At 54.7% G+C, this 24,318-nt stretch carries 20 protein-coding genes and 2 pseudogenes; 9 read left to right on the plus strand and 13 right to left on the minus strand.

The genetic code is table 11. The features are described 5' to 3' along the window. Positions 1-308: 308 nt before the first annotated feature. From NHAL_RS01020 to gshB, 11 genes are all read right to left on the minus strand, one after another. Positions 309-611 (minus strand): HigA family addiction module antitoxin, encoded by a 303-nt coding sequence (locus NHAL_RS01020; protein WP_013031304.1) that lies wholly within the window; start codon positions 609-611, stop codon positions 309-311. Positions 612-620: 9 nt separating this feature from the next. Beyond that, positions 621-899, minus strand: coding sequence for a type II toxin-antitoxin system RelE/ParE family toxin (locus NHAL_RS01025; protein ID WP_013031305.1), 279 nt, complete (start codon positions 897-899; stop codon positions 621-623). 447 nt (positions 900-1,346) lie between these two features. Continuing rightward, complete coding sequence (locus NHAL_RS01030) at positions 1,347-2,222, minus strand: tetratricopeptide repeat protein (RefSeq protein WP_013031306.1); 876 nt, start codon at positions 2,220-2,222, stop codon at positions 1,347-1,349. 333 nt (positions 2,223-2,555) lie between these two features. Beyond that, positions 2,556-3,431 carry a dihydroorotate dehydrogenase electron transfer subunit gene (locus NHAL_RS01035; protein ID WP_013031307.1) on the minus strand — a complete coding sequence of 292 codons (876 nt, stop codon included), beginning with the start codon at positions 3,429-3,431 and terminating at the stop codon, positions 2,556-2,558. After that, the gene (locus tag NHAL_RS01040) at positions 3,428-4,717 is read right to left on the minus strand and encodes a dihydroorotase (RefSeq protein ID WP_013031308.1); all 1,290 of its coding nucleotides are present in this window, start codon (positions 4,715-4,717) and stop codon (positions 3,428-3,430) included. The genes NHAL_RS01035 and NHAL_RS01040 overlap by 4 nt, the downstream gene beginning before the upstream one ends. Further along, on the minus strand, positions 4,717-5,691 hold the full coding sequence (locus NHAL_RS01045) for an aspartate carbamoyltransferase catalytic subunit (RefSeq protein WP_013031309.1): 975 nt from the start codon (positions 5,689-5,691) through the stop codon (positions 4,717-4,719). Before NHAL_RS01045 ends, NHAL_RS01040 begins: the two co-directional genes overlap by 1 nt. Continuing rightward, on the minus strand, positions 5,688-6,221 hold the full coding sequence (gene pyrR, locus NHAL_RS01050) for a bifunctional pyr operon transcriptional regulator/uracil phosphoribosyltransferase PyrR (RefSeq protein WP_013031310.1): 534 nt from the start codon (positions 6,219-6,221) through the stop codon (positions 5,688-5,690). Before pyrR ends, NHAL_RS01045 begins: the two co-directional genes overlap by 4 nt. Before the next feature lie 43 nt (positions 6,222-6,264). Further along, positions 6,265-6,708, minus strand: a complete 444-nt coding sequence (ruvX, locus tag NHAL_RS01055; protein ID WP_013031311.1) for a Holliday junction resolvase RuvX — start codon at positions 6,706-6,708, stop codon at positions 6,265-6,267. After that, positions 6,705-7,268, minus strand: coding sequence for a YqgE/AlgH family protein (locus NHAL_RS01060; protein WP_013031312.1), 564 nt, complete (start codon positions 7,266-7,268; stop codon positions 6,705-6,707). The genes ruvX and NHAL_RS01060 overlap by 4 nt, the downstream gene beginning before the upstream one ends. A 293-nt stretch (positions 7,269-7,561) precedes the next feature. Beyond that, positions 7,562-8,473, minus strand: coding sequence for an energy transducer TonB (locus tag NHAL_RS01070; RefSeq protein WP_013031314.1), 912 nt, complete (start codon positions 8,471-8,473; stop codon positions 7,562-7,564). A gap of 8 nt (positions 8,474-8,481) precedes the next feature. Further along, entirely contained in the window at positions 8,482-9,444 is a 963-nt protein-coding gene (gshB, locus tag NHAL_RS01075) for a glutathione synthase (protein WP_013031315.1), read from the minus strand. 264 nt (positions 9,445-9,708) lie between these two features. Between gshB and NHAL_RS01080 the strand changes: the two genes are divergently transcribed. The 7 genes from NHAL_RS01080 (at position 9,709) to NHAL_RS01110 (ending at position 21,896) form a co-directional block, all read left to right on the plus strand. Beyond that, positions 9,709-11,442: an autotransporter assembly complex protein TamA gene (locus tag NHAL_RS01080; protein WP_013031316.1), complete on the plus strand. Its 1,734-nt coding sequence runs from the start codon at positions 9,709-9,711 to the stop codon at positions 11,440-11,442. Further along, positions 11,439-15,203, plus strand: coding sequence for a translocation/assembly module TamB domain-containing protein (locus tag NHAL_RS01085; RefSeq protein WP_013031317.1), 3,765 nt, complete (start codon positions 11,439-11,441; stop codon positions 15,201-15,203). Before NHAL_RS01080 ends, NHAL_RS01085 begins: the two co-directional genes overlap by 4 nt. 124 nt (positions 15,204-15,327) lie before the next feature. Beyond that, positions 15,328-16,272: a glycine--tRNA ligase subunit alpha gene (glyQ, locus tag NHAL_RS01090; protein ID WP_013031318.1), complete on the plus strand. Its 945-nt coding sequence runs from the start codon at positions 15,328-15,330 to the stop codon at positions 16,270-16,272. Beyond that, positions 16,265-18,340 carry a glycine--tRNA ligase subunit beta gene (gene glyS, locus NHAL_RS01095; protein ID WP_013031319.1) on the plus strand — a complete coding sequence of 692 codons (2,076 nt, stop codon included), beginning with the start codon at positions 16,265-16,267 and terminating at the stop codon, positions 18,338-18,340. The genes glyQ and glyS overlap by 8 nt, the downstream gene beginning before the upstream one ends. Before the next feature lie 59 nt (positions 18,341-18,399). Beyond that, entirely contained in the window at positions 18,400-18,939 is a 540-nt protein-coding gene (gmhB, locus tag NHAL_RS01100) for a D-glycero-beta-D-manno-heptose 1,7-bisphosphate 7-phosphatase (protein WP_013031320.1), read from the plus strand. Then, positions 18,932-19,846 (plus strand): lysophospholipid acyltransferase family protein, encoded by a 915-nt coding sequence (locus NHAL_RS01105; protein WP_013031321.1) that lies wholly within the window; start codon positions 18,932-18,934, stop codon positions 19,844-19,846. Before gmhB ends, NHAL_RS01105 begins: the two co-directional genes overlap by 8 nt. Next, a complete protein-coding gene (locus tag NHAL_RS01110) occupies positions 19,806-21,896 on the plus strand; it encodes an EAL domain-containing protein (protein ID WP_013031322.1) in 2,091 nt (696 codons plus the stop codon). Before NHAL_RS01105 ends, NHAL_RS01110 begins: the two co-directional genes overlap by 41 nt. A gap of 80 nt (positions 21,897-21,976) precedes the next feature. Here NHAL_RS01110 and NHAL_RS01115 read toward each other — a convergent pair. Then, positions 21,977-22,264 (minus strand): annotated as a pseudogene (locus NHAL_RS01115) (M48 family metalloprotease); the annotation flags it as partial. Between the two features lie 281 nt (positions 22,265-22,545). Continuing rightward, positions 22,546-22,714: pseudogene (locus tag NHAL_RS01120) on the minus strand (M48 family metalloprotease); the annotation flags it as partial. Positions 22,715-22,834: 120 nt separating this feature from the next. Between NHAL_RS01120 and htpX the strand changes: the two are divergent. Both htpX and pspAB read left to right on the plus strand, forming a co-directional pair. Next, on the plus strand, positions 22,835-23,737 hold the full coding sequence (gene htpX, locus NHAL_RS01125; protein WP_013031324.1) for a zinc metalloprotease HtpX: 903 nt from the start codon (positions 22,835-22,837) through the stop codon (positions 23,735-23,737). Further along, positions 23,734-24,300, plus strand: a complete 567-nt coding sequence (pspAB, locus tag NHAL_RS01130) for a PspA-associated protein PspAB (RefSeq protein ID WP_013031325.1) — start codon at positions 23,734-23,736, stop codon at positions 24,298-24,300. Before htpX ends, pspAB begins: the two co-directional genes overlap by 4 nt. Positions 24,301-24,318: the final 18 nt, after the last annotated feature.

Below are 24,318 nucleotides of genomic sequence, written 5' to 3' on the forward strand. Positions count from 1 at the left end.
CCTGCTCTACTGTAAATGCTAACTGGCGATGCAATACAGAGGAATATAGTTTTGATAGGAACCGGGTGCAACGTTGACAATAATGTTGCCCCTTGAGCCTTGTTCGTAGAGTATGCTGAATGCAAGTGGAGCACACCACGTTACGGGGTCACATCATTTCTATTCTGGGGGTATTCTAGAACTAAAACTAAGGTTTAGCATCTATCAAGACCTGACCCTTTTTAATGCTATTTTAACTATTTGGTGGCGGGGAAAGAGCCGCTGCGCAATTTCTGAAAGATTAAAGCCGCCTCAGGTGCAGCGCTGCGTTAGGTATATTCAGATTGCTTGGATGACAACTTCTTTACTTGAAGTTTGCCACGGTGCTGTTCAGCCCGCCAGAGATCATACTGAACTTGCTGATTTAACCAGCTTTCCGCTGTTGTATCAAAGGCAATAGAAAGACGAATAGCCATCTCAGGGCTAATACCCGTACGGCCATTTAAAATGCTCGATAAAGTCTTTCGGCTAACCCCAAGCGCCTTGGCGGCTTCAGTAACACTTAAACCCAAAGGTTCAAGGCACAGGTGCTTTAGGATTTCACCAGGATGGGGAGGGTTGTGCATCTGCATAAACTTGCCTCAATGATAATCTTCATAGTCCACATCGTCGGCATCTCCACCTGAGAAAGTGAAGGTGACTCGCCAGTTACTACTGACCTTCACAGACCAAATGCCTTTGCGATCGCCGCTCAATTCATGTAGACCTAATCCAGGTAGGTTCATGTCTTGAGGGCATGTAGAGGCGTTCAAACGACCTAGAATCAAACGCAAACGTTCAGTATGCTTAGTTTGAATGCCTGCCTTTGTTCCGTGGAGAAAGAACCGTTCCAGGCCTTTATGTTTGAAGCCCTTGATCATAGGGTAGAGTGTAACCTATAACTAGATAGGTTACAATTTTTGATGTCCTGCCTTAGCGGTGCCGCTTCTGCAGCATTTATTGGACTTCAGGGTTAGTTCGAATACTTCATCTCTTAGTTTTGCTCCATCTAGGCTAGATTTGGGATCAACCATGGTCATTGCCTGGCTGGAAACGCCTTAGCTTGGGCAAGTTCTGGGCGCTCGGTATCGCGATTGGCTGTCAATTTTAGTGATTTATCGTAGTGATCGCGGGCTGTCTGTTGGTTGTCGGAGGCTTCTGTAGCACGGGCAGCACCATAAGTCCCTCGGGTGTGATTAGGATTATAGGAAATATAGGATTAGTCTTGCTGAGTGCCTCCAGTAGAATGAGCTAGTAAAAAGCATATAGCAAGATCTGACCCCTTTATTGCGCATATAGCAAGATCTGACCCCTTTATTCGAGCGCAATCATTTCTCAGGCCCGGCAAACGGTATCGTAACGCTGCCCTTGAGGCGATTTTTAATAGCGGTAAACTCATAGATCCGGAACCAATCCTTATGCCCAGGAAGCCTGGCGTCTATCCACAGGTCAGGACCGTAATCGTTTGCCTTTTCGAATTCAAAGGAGATAGTATTCTGCACACCTTGCTTTAGGAAGCGATCTATAACAAGATTCTTATCGAATTGATAGATTCCCAGGGGGAGTCCGTTAATCTTAACGGTGTACTTGACCCTACGTACGTCACCGGTCTGGAGCTTGATACTAGAATACCCACCTGCCACTGGAGCTAGGGCATTGGAGCTTCCTGACCCGACCTCGGCAAGTGCTGGACGGGTGCTTGGTGTAGGCTTTTCTTCAGATTCTTCCTTAATGCGAATGCTGTCAATCCCTGGTAGCTGAGTAAGATTAAAGCTCGCTGTCTCTTCGTCTGGCGCTTCCGTAACGGCTTTCTTAAAGTACTCTTTAGCCTTATCTTGATTGCCAGTTGCCAGATAAGCAGCACCCAGGTTGTTGAATACCGCCGGAACTGGCGCGGCTGCCACCGCACCCTGGAGAAGCGGGATTGCCTTGTCGAATTCTTTCGACTGGGCAAACTCCAATGCTTGGCGTAAAGTCGTCACTACGTCGTCTGGTAAGTCCTTACCCAATACCTGGAGTGCTTGTTCAGCAATGACAGTCACATTGTTGAAAGCGACCTTGCCGGTGAATTGCGCTCCAACAACATCAACATATATCGGTTTACTGTCCCCATCTTTCCTTATGTCCGGGATCATAGTAATTATCGCAACAACGATAGGAACCGCAACGCCGACAACCCACCAATACTTCTTTGGAGCTTGCATGAGTCCACCCATTAAATCGGAATATCACTTCTTAAGCGCACACAAACGTTGTTATCTACACGTAGACCTCCTAAACGACGCCTTATAAAACGTCAAAAGTGAGATCTAATTCAGTAAATTGTAGATAACTATCTGTTATTATTGACAATCAGCAGAAATAGATCTTACTGATTTCTTTTGCTTTTAAGTAGCAGGCTTATTTATGACTGTCAAGCATCATTAACGTGTCAGGTCTTGCATTGTGCTTTTTGTAGCTATATATTTTTGTATGCACGTAGCAAGATCTTGATGACGTGTTCTATTTACCCCCTTTTCGCTAGGGAATTTTGCTCGTTAGGCAAACACCGCCTTCGCATCAAATACTGGTCCGTCTACGCAAACCCGTTTCATGGCCGGTCCTTGGGAGGTTTGAACTTTTACCACGCAGCCGGCGCAACCGCCCACGGCGCAGGCCATGAATTCTTCCAGGGAGACCTGGCAGGGGAGATCGAATTCCTGGGCAAGTTTTGCCGTGGCTTCTAGCATGGGGTGGGGACCACAGGCGTAAATGGCGACTGCTTGGCGTTGGGCGGGGTCCAGGGTTTGCAACCAGTGGCGGGCTAAGTCGGTGATAAAGCCTTCGAAGCAACCTGGGTAGCCCTGGAGGCTGGTAAGCCGGTTGGGGATTTTCCAATCTTCTAACAGGGGCATGGCGCCGATGGCTCCCTCCGGCAAGCCTGGGATCAGAAATTGGGAGGGCCGTGGCCGGAAAGGGAAAGGGACTTCCGAACCCATGAGCACCAGGGGCTTGAATTGTTTGTCCCGGCGCAAAGTATCGGCTAAAAACACCATGGGGGGGATGCCTACGCCGCCGCCGAGAAGTAGGGGCCGTGGATAGGCAGGGTCTATTTGGAAGGGTTGGCCGATGGGGCCCAGGATGCTGATTTTCTCACCAGGCTTCCGTTGGGCCAGCAATCGAGTACCTTGGCCTATCGCTTTGTAAAGAAAGTCCATCCAGCCGTGGCGGGCATCGACCCGCATGATAGAGAGGGGCCGCCGCATGGGAAGGCTAGGATCGCACTGGAGATGGGCGAAGCTGCCAGGGGTCGCACGGGGGGCGATGCCGGGGGCGGTGACTCTCAACACATATTGATCACCCGGATGGGGGTCATGGGCCAAGACCTCGCAGTCTTCCATCAGAATGGTGCCCCGGTGGGATTTGGGTTTCATGGGTCTTTAGTTTCAGTGGCAAAAACCACCTGGCCTTCCAGCAGAGTATGAGTGACCCGCCCTTGAAATTCCCATCCTCCAAAGGGGGTATTTTTCCCCTGACTGACCATTTCCTCAGGCTTGAGAACCCAGTGGTCGTGGGGATCAAAAATACAGATATCGGCTCGCTGTCCAGGGGCCAAATGGCCGCCTTCAATGCCGAGTACTTGAGCAGGTTGGTAGGTGAGATAAGCAATGACTTCGGGGAGAGTCAAAATATCGTCCTGGGTGAGTCGCAAGGAGAGGGGAAGCAAGGTTTCCAGTCCTGAAATCCCCGGTTCGGTAATAGGGAAAGGGCCCAGTTTGGCATCGATCTCATGGGGCTGGTGATCGGAGCAAATGGCGCTGAAGGCGCCATCCCGCAGGCCCTCGTGGAGAGCATCCCGGTCCCGTAGGGAACGCAAGGGGGGAATGACGTGGCACTGGCTGTTGAATTCCCCAATGTCGTGTTCGGTGAGATGGAGATGATAGGCGGTCACATCGGCGGTGATGGGGAGCCCTTCGGCCCGGGCTTCCCGCACCATTCGAACGGCCCGGCTGCTAGAGAGATGGCAGAAATGGGCCTGAACGCCGGTTTGTTCAATGAGCAATAGATCCCGGGCCAGCGCAACAGTCTCTGCAGTCTCGGGAATGCCCGTCAGCCCTAGGCGGGCGCTGACAATGCCTTCGTGGCAACAGCCATCAATGCCGAGCCAAGGATCCCGGGGATGGAGAAAGACGGTGATCCCTAAGGTGGCGGCATATTCCATGGCCCGGCGCATGACCTGACTGTTGGCGATGGGAACTAAGGCATTGCTCACCCCTACGCAACCTGCTTCCCGGAGGATAGCCATTTCCGCCAATTGTAAGCCTTTTAATCCTTGGGTGAGAGCACCGAGTGGCAGAATTCGGGTTCGCTGATGTTGTGCTGCCCGGTGGGCAATCAGGTCGGCCACAGCGGGGGTGTCGACGACGGAAATGGTATCCGGCGGACAACAGAGGGTGGTAATGCCCCCTTTGGCGGCGGCCAAGGTTTCCGTGGCGATAGTTCCCTTCCGCTCCTGTCCCGGTTCCCGTAAGCGGGCCCGCAAATCAATCAGTCCGGGGCATACGATTTGGCCCTGGGCGTTGATTTCCTGTTCGGCCCTAAAACCTTCTGGGGCGTTACCGATGGCCACTACCCGGCCATCGGCTAGATAGAGGTCCTGGACGGCATCCACCTCGTTATAGGGGTCAATGAGGTGCCCATTTTTAATGACCAAGCGCATTAACGGGCCTCCTTGGCTTCAGGGACCGGTACCTGCATGGCCATGGCCATCACCGCCATGCGAATCGCGATGCCATGGCTGACTTGTTCCAGGATGACCGAATGGGGTCCGTCGGCAACGGCCGATTCGATTTCTATTCCCCGGTTGATGGGGCCCGGATGCATCACGATGACATCGGGCCGAGCGAGGACAAGTTTTTCTTCGGTTAAACCGTAGAGTCGAAAATATTCCCGTTCGCTGGGCAGGAGTGCGCCTTGCATGCGTTCCCGCTGGAGCCGCAGCGTCACCACTACATCCACATCTTTAAGACCTTCCTTCATGTTGTGGAAGACATGAACTCCCAAGGAGTCCACGCTGCGGGGTAGCAGGGTCCGGGGGGCAATCACCCGGATTTCGCCCGTTCCTAGGGTTGACAGGGCATGGATCTCGGAGCGGGCCACCCGGGAGTGGAGGATATCGCCCACAATCGCTACCCGGAGATTGGGAAATGAGCCCTTATGCCGGCGGATTGTGAGCATGTCTAACATGGCCTGGGAAGGGTGGGCGTGGCAACCATCTCCCGCATTGATAACACTGACATGGGAGGGGGCATGGCGGGCGATGAAGTGGGCGGCGCCGCTGTCGGAGTGGCGGACCACGAACATGTCGCAGTGCATGGCTTCCAAGCTGCGGAGGGTATCCAGTAGGCTTTCCCCCTTCTTGGTGGAGGAGGTGCGCACATTGAGGTTCATGACGTCCGCTGAAAGACGCTTGGCCGCCAATTCAAAGGTGCTTAAGGTTCGGGTGCTACTCTCGAAAAAGAGATTGACAATGGTTTTTCCCCGCAGCAGGGGAACCTTTTTCACCTGTTGGGCGCCAATGGCAGCAAAGGATTCGGCAGTATCCAGGACACGGGTGAGCAGCTCCCGGTTCAGTCCCTGGATGCTGAGAAAATGGCGTAATCGGCCTTCGCTGTCCAGTTGAATGTTATTCATTCGTTAGGCTCGACACACTGGATGCTAAATTGCAAAGGTTCTGGGCCGGTCAGTTTGACTTGTTCGTTAAGGGCTAGATCCAAATGATGGCCAAGCACGTCTGCTTGTATCGGCAGCTCGCGGCCGGCCCGTTCTACGAGGACGGCTAAAGTAACACTGGCAGGGCGACCATAGTCGAAAATCTCATTTAACGCTGCTCGTACCGTTCGTCCCGTGTAAAGCACATCATCTACCAGGATAATATGCCGATCGGCGACAGAAAAGGGTAATTGGGAAGGTTGCACTTGGGGATGCATGCCGATGCGGGTGAAATCATCCCGGTAGTAGGCAATGTTAAGCACCCCTAAAGGGTCGGAAACTAGATTATCTAGCTGGGCCAATAAACGCTCTGCCACCCACACCCCTCCCGTGTGGATACCAATCATGGCCGGGTTATCCCATTGTTGTTCAGCCATCCGCTGGCTTAGGTCTGTTGCTAGCTTACGGCATAAAGCCTCCACATCTAACGAAAGGGACCGCGGAAGATTCATAGGGACCTCGCACCGGAAATCCGCGCTTTTCGCCGCGGATGGTTTATTGCTCTCTTAGCCAAGTTTGCAAGATACACTGGGCAGCTACCTGATCAAGCTCCGGGTGGCGGCCAAGGGAAGAGGGCTTAAGATTTAACCGTTCCCGGGCCTCGATGGTGGATAAACGCTCATCAACCCATTCCACGGCCAAACCGTACCGGCCATGTAAGCGATTGCCAAAGCGGCGAGCCGCTTGAGTCAAGAGCTGCTCGGATTGATCCATATTAAGAGGTAGTCCGACGATCAGCAAGTCAGGGCGCCATTGCTCGATAAGCCGGGTGACCAGGTCCCAATTGGGTTTTCCGTCACGGGCTTTCAAGGTGGTCAGGGGAGTGGCGCTGTGGGTCACTTCCTGGCCTACGGCGACCCCTATCTGACGCATGCCAAAGTCAAAGCCAAAAACCACTCGGGGCTTTGGGGGAGGGGGAGTGGCAGCGGTCCCCTTCATGCGTGCCCAATCTCTCCGGAGAGGCGGGAGAGGTCGACTCCGGCTAAGGCCGCGGCCGCTTCCCAGCGCTGTGGGTAAGGGGTGTCAAAAACAATCGTGCTATTGGCAGGGGTGCTTAGCCAAGCATTTTCCGCCAGCTCCTGCTCTAACTGATTAGGCCCCCAACCGGCATAGCCCAAGGCAATCAGGGTCTGTTGGGGGCCTTGCCCTTGGGCAATGGCGTCGAGAATGTCGCGGGAGGTGGTAATACCCACCTCATCGCTGACCGTGAGCGTTGCTTCCCAGTGGCCAATGGGACGATGCAGCACGAACCCCCGGTCTTGTTGGACGGGGCCCCCTAGAAGTACAGGACTTGCCCCCACCTCTTGGGGGCAGTTTTTGACTTTCATGTGCTGCAACACTTGCTTCAGGGTGATATTTAAGGGGCGATTGATAATGAGGCCTATGGCGCCGTCCCGGTTGTGCTCGCAGATATAGGTGACCGTGCGAGCAAAATTGGCATCCTCCAGGGTAGGCATGGCTATCAAAAAATGATTACGGAGATAGCGCATCGTCTTCATGGTAGAGTCATTATACCAAGCAGCATTGGAGCCTCACATGGATGTTAGGCGACCCCCTAGCAAGGTCGCGAAGTGAAACGGCGCGCCGAGCGCGAGGGCCGCATTGCTTGCGTTTTGCCATGAATTGGCGCTATGGTTTTCTTGCTCTCGGAGCCTAGGGTGGGGAGCGCCCGAAGTGAAAGCGCGAGGAGCGGTAAAGACCCCAAGACCAAGGTCATCCCTTCGTCGAGGACCGCGAGGAACCGCGAATTCTCCAGATTGATGAAGTTTTGTAGGAACAAAATTGAAATCAGTCATGGCGAAACTCCAATACCGCTGTGGAATTGCCAGGTGCGGGTAATAGACAGTATATCGTGACCCTGAAGTAAGTTCTCGGGCACTTTGGCAAAAGGGGCGGCCAAGCGCACGATTCGGATGGCCGCCTCGTCTAAAATCTGATAACCAGAAGAGCGGCGTACCACAATATTGGCGACGCTGCCATCTACGTTTAGGTCCACCACCAGGATGAGGCTTCCCGAAAGTCCCTGCCGCTTGGCCTCCTCTGGATAATTCATTTTTCCGACCCGCTCTATTTTTTTGCGCCAAGCATCTAAATAAGCGGTTGCCGCATATTCCTTGGTGCTGGAATCAATGTGCCGCTTACGGGGCTGATTGGCATAACCCTGGATTTCCTTGGCAAGTTGTCCTTCTAAGGCGGCGATCAACTCTCGGGCCGAGGGCCGGGGCTTGGGAGAATCCTCCACTTCCACGGTGTCGAGTGGCTCGGGTTCGGATGCCTGTTGAGTCACAGGGCGGGAAGCGTGTTTTTGAGTCAGCACGGAGGGCGTGGTGACGGGCTCGGGGGGAGGAAGTTTTTTCTCGGTTAGGGTCGCCCCTGAGGGTTGAGTTGTCCCGTTGGAGGCTGTCTGGAGAGGCTTGGAAGCAGGGGGGGGGCTAGGGGGCGTCGGCCGTGGAGGTTGTTTCTCTTTCAGACTCCCACCGATGTGATTGGCTTGGGCCAGAAAGTCCGGTTTCTCAGGGGCTTGTTCTTGTTTGATGGGGACAAGCACAATTTCCAAGGGGGGGGAGTGGACTGGAGTCGGCGGGGGAAGAATATTCAACTGGCCTATACTGAGGATCGCAGCTCCATGGAGCAGAGCCGAGAGGAGCAGCGCCAAGCCCAACCGGTAGCTCATGGTGGGGATAGTAAAAGCTGTGAAGGACATGGCTCCCTTTAAGCCCTTGCTTGTGGTGCTAGCCGGCTGGCCAAGCAATCCATCAGTTGGGCGCTGATATTGAGGCCATAAAGGGCATCCAATTCCCGGATGCAAGTGGGGCTGGTGACATTAATCTCAGTGAGATAATCGCCAATCACGTCTAGGCCTACGAAGATAAGTCCCCGTGCCTTCAGGGTGGGACCCACCTGCTCACAGATCCAATAGTCTCGGGCGCTGAGGGGAATCCCCTCACCCCGGCCTCCGGCGGCAAGATTACCGCGAGTTTCCCCTGGCGCTGGGATGCGGGCAAGGGCATAAGGAATGGGTTGGCCATCCACCATTAAAATGCGTTTGTCGCCAAAGCGAATTTCCGGCAGGTAGCGCTGAGCCATCACCTGGCGTTGGCCCTGGTGGGTCAGGGTTTCAATAATAACCGCCAGATTAGGGTCCTCTTGACGAACCCGGAAGATGGAGGCCCCTCCCATGGTATCTAAAGGCTTGAGGACGATATCCTGTTGTTCAGCCAGAAAATCCCGCAGTAGCGTTGCCTTACGGGTGACCAGGGTGGGGGGGCAACACTGGGGAAACCAAGCCGTATAGAGTTTCTCATTGGCATCGCGTAGGCTACTGGGTTTGTTCACGACCAACACCCCGGCTTGTTCTGCCCGCTCAAGCAGATAGGTGGTGTAGACATATTCCATGTCAAAGGGGGGATCTTTTCGCATTAGGATAAGATCCAATTCGGTCAGTGACACGGGGTGGGGTTGACCGAGTTGATACCAGCTCGCAGGATCGTCTTTGACCATGAGCTCTCGAAGCAGGGCATAGGCATGACCGTCCTTGAGATAAAGTTCGCTTTGCTCCATGTAGCCCAAGGTCCAGCCCCTGGACTGGGCCTCTAGTAGCATTGCAAAGGTGCTGTCTTTTTTGATATTGAGGGTGGCAATAGGATCCATTACCACGCCGAGTCGAATGGTCACCAGTAATACCCCAACTCGTTAGTCACTTAGATATTGGCTTGATCAAGCGCTATTTTGTATCGAAGACCCAGCGAGACCCCTTACTTATTACTTATTAGGAAATACGGTGTACCCACTATTATGAGCATCCCCAGGGGCCTATTCAGAGTTTGCTTTTCAACCCGTTTAAGTATCGCATACCTGGCGACGATGCCCTAGGTACTTGGAACACAAATTTGGGTTCTGAATCGTGCAATTCATAAGAATCTAAAAATAAAGCCGGTGATGTTTCAGCGGACCTTATTCGCTCTTTTGCTCCTTTTCTTGGGGATCGGATCTGCTTGGCCTCAAGCCCGCCTTGAAGTAGAGGTGCAGGGTGTGGAAGGGAAAGTCCTGAAAAATGTGATGGCCTATCTCAGTATTGTCCACCACCAGGAGGACCCGAAGCTGACCGTGGGGCAAATTCGCCGCCTTCATGATAAGGCGGTGGATGAGATCAAGACCGCCCTAGTCGTTTATGGTTATTACTGGCCCCAGATCCAGGCGGAATTGCAACCATATCCCGAGCAATGGTTGGCCCGCTACCGGGTTGATCCGGGTCCCCGGATGAGGGTGGAGGAGGTGAATTTAAACCTTACCGGTGAGGGGACGGAGGACCCTGCTTTTCAGGCATTACAAGAGGACTTCCCTGTTAAAAGGAAGGATCCCCTGAATCACGCCGATTATGAGCAGGGGAAGGCCGCTTTGCAGCAATTAGCCGCTGAGCGTGGTTATTTTCAGGCGGAGTTTATCCAACAGAAGTTGCAGGTAGACCTTGAAGCCTATGCGGCTACCGTGGTCCTACATTTTGACACCGGCCCCCGTTACCGCTTTGGTCCGGTGACTTTTTCCGAGACCGTCGTGCGGCCCCAGCTCTTAGCCCGTTATGTGCCTTTTGAGGAAGGGGAGTTTTATGAAAGCTCAGGCCTGATTGAACTCCACAAAGCGTTAGTGGACAGCGATTATTTTGCTGAGGTGGAAGTGGAGCCTCAGCCTGAGCAGGCGGTGGAACACAAAGTACCCATAGGGGTTCGCTTACAAGCCAAGAAGCGCCATCGTTATTCGGCGGGAGTAGGTTTTGGGACAGACACGGGGCCGCGAATTAATCTGGGTTGGGAAAATCGATATGTTAATCGTCGCGGCCATCGCTTTGGTTTCGCCCTGAGAGCTTCAGAGATTCGCCAGGCTTTTGATACCAACTATGTGATCCCTATGCGAGACCCCCGTACGGATCAACTGGGATTTGCTTCCAGTTTTGGCCGAGAATCAACCCGCACCAGTGATAGCCGCATTGCCCAAGTGGGAGTCCGTCGGATCACGGCCCGGGACGGGTGGCGGGAAACCTTATCTTTGGATTATCGTTGGGAGGATTTTGAAATTGATGGGGAGTCGGGGACGGCCAATCTGTTGATGCCCGGTGTCATTTGGTATCGGAGCCAGGCCGACGATCCTATCTATCCCCGCCGCGGCCATCGCCTCAGTTTGGAACTGCGGGGAGCAGCGCAGGAGTTGCTTTCGGATAATACTTTTTCCCAGCTTACTCTGCGGGGGAAAATGGTCCGTAGCTTGGGGTCCCGCAGTCGGGTGCTAGTGCGGGGAGCGCTGGGGATGAGTTTGGTGTCGGAGTTTTCAGAGCTTCCGCCCTCGGTACGGTTTTTTGCGGGTGGTGATCAGAGTGTGCGGGGCTATGCTTTTAATGCCCTAGGGGCTAAAGACGAGGAGGATCGGGTGGTGGGGGGAAGAAATCTTCTGGTGGGTAGCCTGGAGTACGAATATCGCTTTCTCGATAAGTGGGCGGTGGCTACCTTTTATGATGCGGGAAATGCATTTAATGATTTCTCCTTGGATTTACGGCAAGGAGCAGGGGTGGGTATCCGCTGGATTTCCCCGGTAGGACCCGTCCGGGTGGATCTTGCCTGGGCCCTTTCTAAGGCCGATACGCCTATTCGCTTACATGTCTACTTAGGTCCTGATTTGTGAAGTTTTTACGGTGGGTGGGTGCCCTTATCCTCTTGGCAGTGGTGTTGCTCATGGGCAGTATCGCCTATGTGACCCAGACTGAGATAGGGACCCGGTGGCTATTGACCCAAGCGGCGCGGGTGGCGCCAGGAGAGTTGCAGACCCAACAGGTGGAGGGGCGTTTGGGGGAGGCCCTTACCCTGACCGGGCTGCGCTACCGAACTCCGGATTTTACCCTGGACATCAAGCATCTTCACTTTGCCTGGCGGCCGGCAGCCTTGCTGGAGGCGACCTTCTGGGTTGAGCGGCTGCACCTTCGGGAGGTCAGTTGGCGTCAGGAGCGTCCTCCAGCGCCTAGTGCTCAAGAAGCGTCGATGACCCTTCCTGAGATACAACTCCCCTTAAAAGTGAGGGCAGAAAGTGTTCGGCTCCAGAATCTTTCCTGGCATCCGTTAGGGGTGTCCCCAGTGGTGATAGACACTATGGTTCTGAGGGGGAATTTCGATGGTCAGGCCCTAGAGGTGGCCGAGTTGGGAATCTCCGCCCCCCAAGGGCAACTGGAGGTGAGGGGAGGAATCGCTTTCCAGAGAGCTTATCCCCTGGAATTTGCCATGGGGTGGAAGATCCCGGCTCCTGAATTGGGGGAGGTGGTTGGCAGCGGCAAGGTGCAGGGGGATCTGCGCCAACTGACCCTTCGGCAAGAAGTTCAAACCCCCTTCCCTCTCCAATTCCGGGGCAGATTATTTGAACTATTGGAACAGCCACGCTGGGTAGCGGTCGTTGAGATTCCCGAAACCGAGCTGGGGCATTTGTCTTCCCAGTGGCCCCCCCTACGCCTCGGGTTGGATCTTAAAGGAGCCGGCGGACTCAACCAGTTTAAGGTGCGGGGTTCTTACCAGATCCAGGAAGCCCGATTGGGCAAGCTGAGTGGCAAGCTCTCAGGGGAACAGCGGGCAATAGGGCATTGGGTCTTAAATCAACTGAGTGTGCAGCAAATTGAGGGCCCCGCCCATTTAGCCCTTCGAGGGGAGGGGATGATGGCAGAGGGCCAACCCCAACTGACTCTGGAGGGGCAGTGGCAGGATCTGGCCTGGCCGTTGACGGGCACGGCCCAGGTCTCCAGTGATTGGGGACAATTGACTTTGGCGGGCTCTCCCGCAGCCTACCAATTGCAGATGAGCAGCGCCCTTGCGGGCCAGAACATCCCCACTAGCGAATGGCATTTAGCCGGCGGGGGGGATACCACCCAGTTCGGACTGGAAAAATTACAGGGACAGTTGTTGGATGGGTTCTTGCGCGGCTCGGGAAATTTTCGTTGGTCTCCCGCTTTGGCCTGGCAGTTGCAGTTAGCGGGGAAATCTCTCAACCCGGCGGAGCAATGGCCTGCATGGCCAGGGGAACTGGCCTTTAGCACCCATACCCGCGGTACTTTTGAGGATAGCGCCCGGACCCTCATGATCAATCTCCAAACCCTTTCCGGATCCTTGCGGGGCTATCCGGTGGCGGCCCAAGGACAGGTCCAACTTCAAGAGACGATCTGGCGTATTGCCGATTTGAGAGTCCGCTCGGGGGATTCCCAATTTTCAATGGAGGGAACAATCAACGAGGAGCTGGGGTTGGACTGGCGGCTTGCTTCTCCAGACCTTTCCCAATTGTTGCCTACAGCCCAGGGGGATTTGAGGGCCAAGGGTCATCTCGGCGGGCCGCTCCAGCAACCTGCGTTGACCCTTCGTCTCCAAGGGGAAAAGTTGGCCTATCAGGACCTTCAGTTGGCATCGGTGGCGGCTGATGTGAATGTAGACTTGCAGGGAAAGCGGCCCTCACAGCTCTGGGTCGAGGCGAGTGATTTCACTTTGGGGACGCAGGCGCTCCATTCCTTGGAATTCCAAGGGCGGGGGACACCAGCGCAACATGAGCTGCGCCTGGAGGTGGCAGCCCCGGAGCATTCCCTGGACCTTGAGGCCCAGGGTTCCTGGAGGGAAACGGCTTGGCAAGGGCAACTTTCTAGGGCTTTGTTCACGGACTCTCAAACGGGCCGCTGGGAGACAGCGGCTCCCGCCCCTCTCACCCTGAGCCCCAGCCGGGTTGACCTTGCTCCCTGGTGTTGGCAGCAACAGAGTGCTCAGCTTTGCCTTGGGGGGGGCTGGCAGCAGGGAGGCGTTTGGCAAGCCAGCCTTGGTATGGCGGATTTTCCTTTAGCGGTACTGGCGCCTCTTTTGCCGGAAAAAACCACTTTGGAAGGGACTGTTGCCGGTGAGGCTAGGATGCAAGGGGAGGCGCGCCAACTAGCCCAGGCCCAGTTGCAACTCAATGTTTCCGAGGGTCAGTTGGCCCAGGTGGCGGCTGAAGGGCAGACCCTACGTTTTTCCCATCAAGGGGCGCAAGTTAAGCTTCGCCTGGAAAAGGACGGGGGGGAAGGAAGTTTCCAGTTGCTTTTGGCGGAACCTAGTGCCGCGCCGGTTCATGCTTCCCTGCGTTTGCCTCCCGCCCCTTGGGATCTAACGGCCCTAGGGCAATTGCCGTTGGAAGGCCAGGTTTCAGCCGCTTTCGATGACCTTGCTTTTGTAGAGCTGTTGCTGCCGGAATTGCAGGCGGTTCAGGGGCAATTGGAGGTGGATTTGGATTTAGGGGGGCGGGTGGCCGCACCCCGGCTTCGCGGGCAAGTGATACTGCAAGAAGGGGGTGCCCAGGTGGTTCCCCTGGGCCTGGCATTGACGGGAATCCGGTTGCGGGTAGAGGCCAGTGAGCAGGAGAGGGTAACGTTTGAGGGGGAAGTCCATTCCGGTGAGGGGCAACTGGCTTTCGATGGCCAGGCTCGCCTGGACCCGACAGCAGGTTGGCCTGCCAGGGTGACGGTGTCAGGGGAACGCTTTGAAGCCATGGAAACCACTGAAATCCGGGTATTGATCTCGCCCCAGTTGGAGATAAAGGTGGCGGCAGAGGGGATTCGGGTGGAAGGGGAAGTTGCGGTCCCTGAGGCGAACGTAGAAATTACGGATATCAAGCGAAGGGGGGGCGTGCCGGTCTCTAACGATGTGGTGATAGTCTCCCAGGAAAAGGAAGCTGAAGCCAAGGCGCTCCCCATTTATGCCCGGGTTAGAATCACCCTGGGGGATAAAGTCTCGGTGCAGGCCTTGGGCTTTAAAGGACGGGTAGCAGGCAACCTGTTGGTGACCGAGACCCCTGGGAAAGTCACCAGGGGAAATGGCGAGTTGCGGGTGGTGGAGGGCCAGTATAAGGCCTATGGACAGCAGCTAAAGATTCAGCAGGGGCGGGTGATTTTCGCCGGGCCTATGAATAATCCTCGGCTAGATGTGGAGGCGGTGCGCCAGATCGGTGATGTCATTGCTGGAGTTCGAATTCAGGGTTTGGCGAATGCCCCGGTGCTGACTTTATTTTCCGAGCCGGCCATGAATGAGGATAATATTTTGGCCTATCTGCTCCTGGGACGGCCTTTGGCCACTGCGTCCGGTGATGAGGGCGAATTATTGGCGAAAGCTGCGACTTCTCTTGGCCTCTCCGGCGGCAATCTTTTGGCCAAACGAATTGGGGAAACCTTTGGCTTGGAGGAAGTCGGGATTGAAACCAGAGGGGAGGACCAGAGCCAGGCATTGATGCTGAGTAAACACCTTTCACCACGCCTTTATATTGGTTATGGAATCGGGATATTTGAACGCTTTAATGCCTTTCAGATGCGCTATACCTTGAGCGAGCATTGGAGCTTGCAAGCCGAGACTGGCCTTGAAAGCGGTGTCGATCTATTTTACAACTTGGAGCGCTAGGAAGGGGAAAGCTATCATGCTCCTGCAAGAATGACGGGTTATCATCCTAGCATTGGAATTTCCCTGCACGGTATATACTTGGACATTTAATCAAAAAGTCATCGGAAAGAGGAGAGAAAATCTTTTGATCAGCAAGCCCCGCCCTGTTGCAGCGACCATGCCTGCAACTTTTCAGGAACTCATCTTGCGGCTGCAACAATATTGGGCTGAGCAGGGGTGTGTGCTTCTCCAGCCCTACGACATGGAGGTGGGCGCAGGGACCTTTCATCCCGGCACTTTTCTGCGCGCCATCGGCCCTGAGCCTTGGAGTGCCGCCTATGTCCAGCCTTCACGCCGTCCCACGGATGGGCGTTATGGGGATAATCCTAACCGGCTCCAGCATTATTACCAATACCAAGTAGTACTCAAGCCGTCGCCCTTGGAAATCCAAGATCTTTATTTAGGATCCCTGCAGATGCTGGGGATATCCCCCCTGGTGCATGATATCCGCTTTGTGGAAGACAACTGGGAATCCCCTACCCTGGGTGCTTGGGGACTGGGTTGGGAGGTGTGGCTGAATGGCATGGAAATTACCCAGTTTACCTACTTTCAACAGGTGGGGGGATTGGAATGCCGGCCCGTGACCGGCGAAATTACCTATGGCCTGGAGCGGATTGCCATGTATTTACAGGGGGTCAGCAGCGTCTACGATTTAATTTGGACCGATGGTCCCTTAGGGCGCATTACTTATGGGGATGTCTTTCACCAGAATGAGGTGGAGATGTCCACCTACAATTTTGAGCAAGCCGACACGGAAAGTTTATTCGCTTGGTTCAACAGTTGCGAGGCTGAAAGCAAGCGCTTGATTGAAGCCGGGTTGCCCTTGCCTGCCTATGAAATGGTCCTGAAAGCTTCCCATACCTTTAATCTTCTGGATGCCCGTCGTGCCATTTCGGTCACGGAGCGCCAACGTTACATTTTGCGAGTCCGGGCCCTGGCGCGGGCGGTGGCCGAGGCCTACCTGGCGCGACGGGAGGCCCTGGGATTTCCCATGTTGGCAGGAGTCACCAAGGAGGCGGCCTGTGCTTGAAACCCGGGACCTGTTAATCGAAATTGGCACCGAAGAGCTGCCCCCTAAAGCCCTGCGCAAACTGTCCGAGAGCCTGACCCAAGAACTTAGCCAAAGATTGCAGGCGGCAGGATTAGCCTATGGGAGTTTGAAAGGCTATGGCGCGCCACGACGCTTGGCTGTGTGGGTGCAGGAGTTGACCGCTTCCCAACCCGATCGGGTGCTGGAGCGTCGGGGGCCGGCACTGACAGCGGCTTTTGATGATGAGGGCAGAGCGACTGCTGCGGCCCAGGGTTTTGCCCGAAGCTGTGGCGTGCCGGTGGATGAGCTAGAGAGCTTGGAGAGTGAGAAGGGGGCTTGGTTAGTGCACCGGCAACGGCGGCAGGGGGCGCCCACCCGGGAATTACTGCCGGATATTCTGGCCCAGTCCCTTCAGGCCTTGCCCATTCCCAAGCGCATGCGCTGGAATGACCTCTCGGTAGAGTTTATCCGCCCCGTCCATTGGTTAGTGCTCCTTTTTGGGGATGAAGCTATTCCTGCAGAGTTGCTAGGTGTCCAAGCGGACCGAGAGACTCGGGGCCATCGTTTTCATCATCCTGCCCCCCTCTATCTGGCGGAACCTGCCGCCTACGGGCCGTTATTGGAGACCGAAGGCAAGGTGCTCGCCGATTTTTCTGTCCGTCGTGAGGCCATCTATGCCCAGGTGGTGGAGGCTGCCAAGAAGGTAGGCGGGGAAGCCCTGGTGGAGGATGCTTTGTTGGATGAAGTCACCGGTTTGGTTGAATGGCCGGTGGCCCTGGCGGGACGATTTGAACCGGACTTTCTCCAGTTGCCGGAAGAGGTCCTCATCGCCACCATGCAAGACCATCAGAAATATTTTCCAGTGCGGGATGGTCAAGGGCATTTGCTGCCCTACTTTATTACCGTGTCCAATATCGAAAGCGAGCAGCCGGAGGCGGTGGTAGAAGGCAATGAACGGGTGATCCGGCCCCGTCTTGCCGATGCGGCTTTTTTCTATGCCACCGATCGCAAGGAATCCCTAGCCAGCCGCTGCGGGAAGCTAAAAAAAATCACCTTCCAGGAGAAGCTAGGAAGCGTTTTTGAGAGGACTGAGCGGCTGGCACAACTTGCCCGGAGCATTGCTATCAGTATTGGCGGCAATGGGGATTGGGCGGAGCGTGCTGGGCTGTTGTCCAAGTGTGATTTGGTCACCGAGATGGTCACCGAATTCCCGGAACTACAAGGGATCATGGGCCGTTATTATGCCCTCCGGGATGATGAACCGGCGGAGGTGGCGGAGGCGCTTCGGGAGCAATATTTGCCCCGCTTTGCAGGTGATAAGCTGCCAGGGACCCCTACGGGTCAGGCGCTCAGTTTGGCGGATCGTTTGGACACCTTGGTGGGGTTATTTGGTATCGGGGAACCGCCAAGTGGTGATAGGGACCCCTATGGCCTGCGCCGGGCTGCTTTGGGGGTATTGCGTATTATTATCGAGGCTGAGCTTGGGCTGGATCTTCGTCTTTTACTGGAGAGGGGTTGTCAGGCCTATGGGGGTCGTCTGACGGAAAGCAATACCGCAGCTCAAGTCCATGATTACTTGCTAGAGCGCCTTCGGGGTTACTACTTGGAAGCCGGTTTCCGGCCCGATGAAATCGAAGCAGTTTTGGTTTTAAAGCCCGGACGGCCCTGGGATTTTGATCGTCGCCTCAAAGGAGTCGCCTCTTTCCGTGAACTTCCCGAGGCGGAGTCCTTATCGGCGGCAAATAAGCGGATCCGAAACATTCTCCGCAAGAGTAAGGAGAAGATTCCGCCCCAGGTGGAACCTGGACTGCTGCAAGATCCCGCAGAGCAGGCCCTAGCCACCCAAATGTACGATCTGGAACGGGAAGTGTCCCCTTTGTTGGAGCGACAGGATTACCAGGCTGCATTAAGGGCCTTGGCAAGTTTACGGGGGGCGGTAGATCGATTTTTCGACGAAGTGATGGTCATGGTCGAAGACCCCGCCCTGCGTGCTAACCGTTTAGCCCTCTTGGAGCGCTTACAAACCTTATTCCTCCAGGTGGCGGATATCTCCCGGTTGCAGAGTTAAAGGGGGGTAGGGGGAAGATTGAGGGTGAGGTTGGCGGGCAAAGTGAGAGGAGAATAGCCATGCGCCTAGTTATTTTGGACCGGGATGGGGTCATTAACGAAGATTCTGATGCCTATATCAAATGCCCAGCCGAATGGGTACCGCTTCCCCGCAGTTTGGAAGCCATCGCCCGGCTCAATCAGGCAGGGTATCGAATTGTGGTCGCTACCAACCAATCGGGAGTAGGGCGAGGGCTTTTGGATGTGCCCACGCTCAATCGAATCCATAGCAAGATGCACCACCTGTTAGCACAAATGGGGGGAGGGATAGAGGCTATTTTGTTTTGTCCCCATGCCCCCGACGATGATTGCAACTGCCGTAAACCTCGCCCAGGTTTATTCCAGGAACTTGCCAGTCGCCTGCGTATTCAGTTAGAAGGGGTGCCGGCAATCGGGGATTCTTTGCGGGATCTGCAAGCGGCCCAAGCCGTTGGAGCCAAACCTTTGTTAGTGCGCACCGGTAAAGGCGAGATGACGGCGAAAAGTCCTAATTTACCCCCTGGGGTGGAGGTTTATGATGATTTATCTTCAGTTGTTGATGCGTTGTTAAAACATGGATAGTCAAGCTCCAAAATCCGGCCAGCCTCTGAACAAAGTCTCTGGCCAATCATTTCCAGCTCAACACCGATCAAGCTCCAGTGGATTGCTCTGGCGCTCCCTTATTTTTAGCTTAGGGCAAGTATTCTCTACGCTTGTTTTTGGTCTGGTGGGGTTATGTTTGTCCTTCCTACCCTTTCACTACCGTTACCGTTTTCTCATTCAATGGGGGCGCCTCAATTTTTGGTGGCTCAGGAAAACCTGTGGCGTTAGTTTTCGGGTCCGAGGTGCAGAGCACATTCCCCCGGGTCCGGCGGTAGTACTATGCAAGCATCAGTCGGCTTGGGAGACGATTGCCCTACAGCAGATTTTTCCGCCTCAGATTTGGGTACTGAAGCGGGAGCTGCTGTGGATTCCCTTCTTTGGCTGGGGGTTGGCCTTGCTTGAGCCTATTGCCATTGACCGTAAGTCAGGGCGCAAGGCCCTGGAGCAAATCATACAGCAAGGCCGCCAACGCCTTGCCGCGGGCCGTTGGGTGGTGGTATTCCCGGAAGGTACCCGGATGCCGCCCGGAAAGATGGGTCGTTTTGGCATTGGAGGGGCGGCCTTGGCCCAAGCCACCGGCTATCCGGTGGTGCCGGTGGCTCATAACGCAGGACGCTATTGGCCCCGCAGTGGATTTACCAAATATCCTGGGGTGATCGACGTCGCCATTGGACCCCCCATTGATACTCAAGGCAAGACGGCGACTCAAGTAAATCAACAAGCATACGATTGGATAGAACAAGCCATGGAGGAAATCGACCCTCCTGAGGCCGATGAATGTCCTGAAGCATCCAATTTAGATGCTTTAAATTTAGTTGTGCCGATTGAAGAGTACCGGAAACTTAATGCTAACACCCAAAGATATAGTGCGGTTGTTAATCGTTGATGCCTCCTTTGAAAATGCCGAAATGGTCACCAACCTGCTGCGCAACATGGGCTTTGCGGTGCGGGCTTCGCGAGTAGAGGACGAGGAGGAAGTCCGGGAGGCATTGGAGGGGCAAGCCTGGGATCTGATCGTTTGCGCCGCCACGCCCCCCCAGTTGAGTGTGACCCAGATGCTACAGGTGCTGGCCCAGTCTGAAAAAGATATCCCCCTGGTTGTCGTTATCGATGAGGAAACCGATCCGGATGATATCGACGAGATGTATGCTGACGGTGCCCGGGATGTGGTACTCAAAAGCCGCCCTCTCCGTCTTCAACATGTGGTTAAACGGGAGCTTCGGGACTTGGAAAGTCGCCGGGCGCGCCGCCGCAGTGAGATGGTGTTAGGAGAAAGCGAGCGTCGGGCCCGGGCGTTGCTAGAAAGTTCCCGGGACGCTGTGGGCTATGTCCACGAAGGCATGCACCTCTATGCTAACCGGGCCTACCTGGATCTTTTTGGCTGTCATGATCTTGACGACATTGAGGGGATGCCTCTGCTGGATATGGTGGCGCCCGAGGAGCACAGCCGTTTTAAGACCTTTCTCAAAGAATATAACGCTAGGGAGGGGGGAAAATCTCAGCTTCCCTTAAAGGGACGCAAGTTGGATGGGAGCACTTTTAGTGCCACCCTGGAGTTTACCCCCGCAAGCATTGAGGGTGAACCTTGCACCCAAATCGTCATCCGAGATGAGGCCTATAATCCTGTTGCGGAGGAAAAGATCAAACAGGCCCAACAACGAGATGTGTTAACCGGCCTCTTTAGCCGGCCCTATTGTTTTGAGTTGATGGAAGAGGCGGTATCCGCTGCCAGGGCAGGAGAAAAGGAGAGCAGTTTACTCTATATCGCCTTGGATCAGTTCAACCGAGTCAGAGTGCGGGTCGGTATTGGGGCCAGCGACCTGGTGATTACGGATGTGGCCCGGATTTTACAGCAGTATTGCGATGAAAAGGGGCTTCTCGCCCGTTTTGGGGATGAGATTTTTATTCTCCTGGTCGCTCAAGCGAGTGACGAGCAAGTGGACACATTGGCTGAGCAGTTGCGCCAAGCTGTGGATCAGCATTTGGTGGAGATTGGCGAGCGGAGCATCAATGTGACGTGCAGCGTTGGGCTCTGTCGGATGGGGGAGAATACGCCAGGAGTGCAGCAAGTACTGGAGCGGGCCCATAAGGCCTGTGTCAAAGCACAGGAGGCGGGAGGTAATCGGGTTGAGCGTTACAGCCCGGTGGCTGCCGATCTTACCGATCAGGAAAAAATCAAACAATGGGAGATTCGGCTCCGGCAAGCGATTGATAAGGATGGTTTTCGCCTGCTCTATCAACCGGTAGTGAGTCTCCATGGCAAGACCGAAGAAATCTTTGAAGCCTTGTTGCGGATGACCGATAAGGCGGGAGGGTACATCCCACCGGAAGAATTTTTAGAGCCTGCGGCTCAACTTAAGCTGATGGGCGAGATTGATCGTTGGGTGATCGCCAAGGCCAGTCGCGTATTGCGGGATCGGCATCAAGCAGGCCAGCCCACCCGATTCTTTATCAAATTGTCGGACTTCTCGATCCATGACAAAAATCTACTGCCTTGGCTTGAAAAGCATTTACGAGAGAATCAGCTAGATGCCAATTCACTCATTTTTGAGATTAGTGAAAGTTCCGCCCTTAATTATTTAAAACAAATGCAGCGGCTTATTGGGGGAATTCGGGCTTTAGGATGCTGCTTTGCCCTAGAACATTTTGGCACCGGACTGGACATGTCCAATTGCTTGAAGCATCTGGATGTGGACTACCTTAAGATTAACGGCGCTTTCATCGAGAATTTACTCCAAGAAGAAGAAAACCAGACCGTCGTCAAGACCATTATTGAAATGGCTAAAGAAGCAGGTAAACCGACCATTGCTGAATTTGTCTCCGATGCCAATACTTTGGCGCTACTTTGGCAGTTTGGTGTGGATTATGCCCAGGGCCATTACATTCAGGAGCCCAATGAATTACTAAGTTATGACTTTTCCGGGGATATCCAATAGCGCGGCTTTGGCTGCGACCTCTTCACTGTCCCTCCAAGGCAACAAGCAGCGTGCGCTGTGCGCACGAACAGGCGGCTCATTCAATGCTCAGCGCGAAGGGCAGCGATCCGCTCTTCAATGGGCGGGTGGGACATGAATAAACGCTGCCAGCCCGATCTGCCTCCGGCGATCCCAAAAGCATGAAGCTGATCCGAAAGACCTTCCTGGGCTAGTCGACCTAACCGCTCTAGCGCTGCAATCATCTTTTCCCTGCCGGCTAGTTGGGAGCCGCCTGCATCGGCTCGAAATTCACGCTGACGGCTGAACCACAAGACGATGAGGCTGGCGAGGATGGCAGGCACCATCTCGGCGATGATGGTGGTTATCCAGTTGGAGTTTCGCCATGACTGATTTCAATTTTATTCCTACAAAACTTCATCAATCTGGAGAATTCGCGGTTCCTCGCGGTCCTCGACGAAGGGGTGACCTTGGTCTTGGGGTCTTTACCGCTCCTCGCGCTTTCACTTCGGGTGCTCCCCACCCTAGGCTCCGAGAGCAAGAAATCATAGCGCCAATTCATGGCAAAACGTAAGTCATGCGGCCCTCGCGCTCGGCGCGCCGTTTCACTTCGCGACCTCGCTGGCGGGTCGCCTAACTTCCATGTGAGGCTCCAAAGCAGGGCCATGACCACGCTCGGTTTTAAATACCACCCGATCCACCAGATGGCCGATCACCCGGGACAGGAAAATCACGAAAGTGTTGATTACCCCCTGAATCAAAGCCAGGGTGATCATGTCGCCGTTAGCCACATGGCTGACTTCATGGCCCAATACCGCTTCTGAGAAGCGATAACTAGATGACACTATATGAGGGAGTTGCTAGAGTATTTCAAGAGGCTTGCTATATGCCGATCGACCTTTAATTCAAAGCCTTCCTATCCCCTATAGAGGAGGGATCTCATGGCAAAGAGAGGACTGGGCGCTGACACCGGTTTGTCCTTCCGGATGGGCGTGGTACTGCTCATACTCACCGCCCTCTATCTGGCTTTTTTGGCTTTTCTGGCCGCTATGGGGGTTCCTTTTCGCGGCCTGGTGCTCTTTGCCGCACTTTTGCTGGGAGCCCAGTACTTCTTTTCAGGGAAATTGGTGTTGCTAGCCTCTGGCGCCCGGGAGGTCAGTCCCCAGCAAGCGCCTGAGCTTCATGCCCGGATTGAGCGTCTTGCCATGCAAATGGATCTGCCCAAGCCCAGAGTGGCGCTCATGGAAACGGATATCCCGAATGCCTTTGCCACTGGACGGAGCCAAAAAAGCTCAGTGGTGGCGGTGACCCGGGGGCTTTTGCAGCGACTTGATGGGGCGGAGCTAGACAGCGTATTGGCCCATGAACTGAGCCATGTTGCAAACCGGGATGTGATGGTAATGACCTTGGCGAGCTTTTTTTCCACGGTGGCTTTTTTCCTGGTGCGGTGGCTGCTTTATATGCCTCGAATGGGGGGAAGTCAGCGGGAAAGGGGCAATTCCGCGGCGGCCCTATTTCTGGTATGGGTGATTTCGATGCTGGTGTGGGCGATAAGCACCTTGTTATTGCGGGCCCTTTCCCGTTATCGGGAGTTCGCCGCTGATCGAGGCTCGGCGCTCACCACGGGGGCGCCTTCTACCCTGGCTTCCGCCTTGCAAAAAATCAGCGGGACCGTGGACCGGATTCCACAACAGGATTTGCGCCAAGTGGAAGCAGCAAGCGCTTTTTTTATTATCCCGGTCACGGGAAAAGAATTTTTGGTTAGGCTTCTCTCTACCCATCCCCCTCTTGAGCAACGTCTCCAGGAGCTGGAGCGTATTCAAAGGGAAATGGAACAGCGATGAAATGGTTGGACAGTCTTTTGGGCCGCGCCACCCCGCCTCCGCCCAAGCTTGAAAGGCTGTTTGCCCTCTCTACCGCCTATGTGACCTTGGCGGCTAAGTTGGGATACAGCTCAGGGGGGAAGGCCGGGATAGTGTTTAGGTCGGCGGATGCTGCAGGTTTCCAAGGGCTTCAACAGGAGTTGGAGGATTTACTGCAACTGAGCGCGGCGGAAATGGAGAGTCGTTGCTTGCTGCAAAAGGACGACTATGGATTTTTATGGATGGTGGTCGAAGATGAGCAAGTAGAAGACCAAATAGCGACTGTGCACTTGGTGAGCAGTACGCTGACGGACCAGGGCTATGGGTCCTCCCTGCTGGCGGCCGTCTTCCGCTTTGAGCAGGCCAATCAACCCATTTATTGGGTTTATAATTATAAGCGAGGGTCTTTTTACCCTTTTGTCCCTTTGCCGAACCAGCAGCGGGATAATGCCAAAGAGTTTCGGCTTAAGGCTTTGATGGAAAAAGAACTTCCCTTGGAGACCCAGCTAGAGTTGTGGTACCCCTTATGGGGATTACCCGTGTAATGACCGTCGGCAAGGAGA

It is taken from the genome of Nitrosococcus halophilus Nc 4 (assembly GCF_000024725.1).
Classification (GTDB): Bacteria; Pseudomonadota; Gammaproteobacteria; order Nitrosococcales; family Nitrosococcaceae; genus Nitrosococcus; species Nitrosococcus halophilus.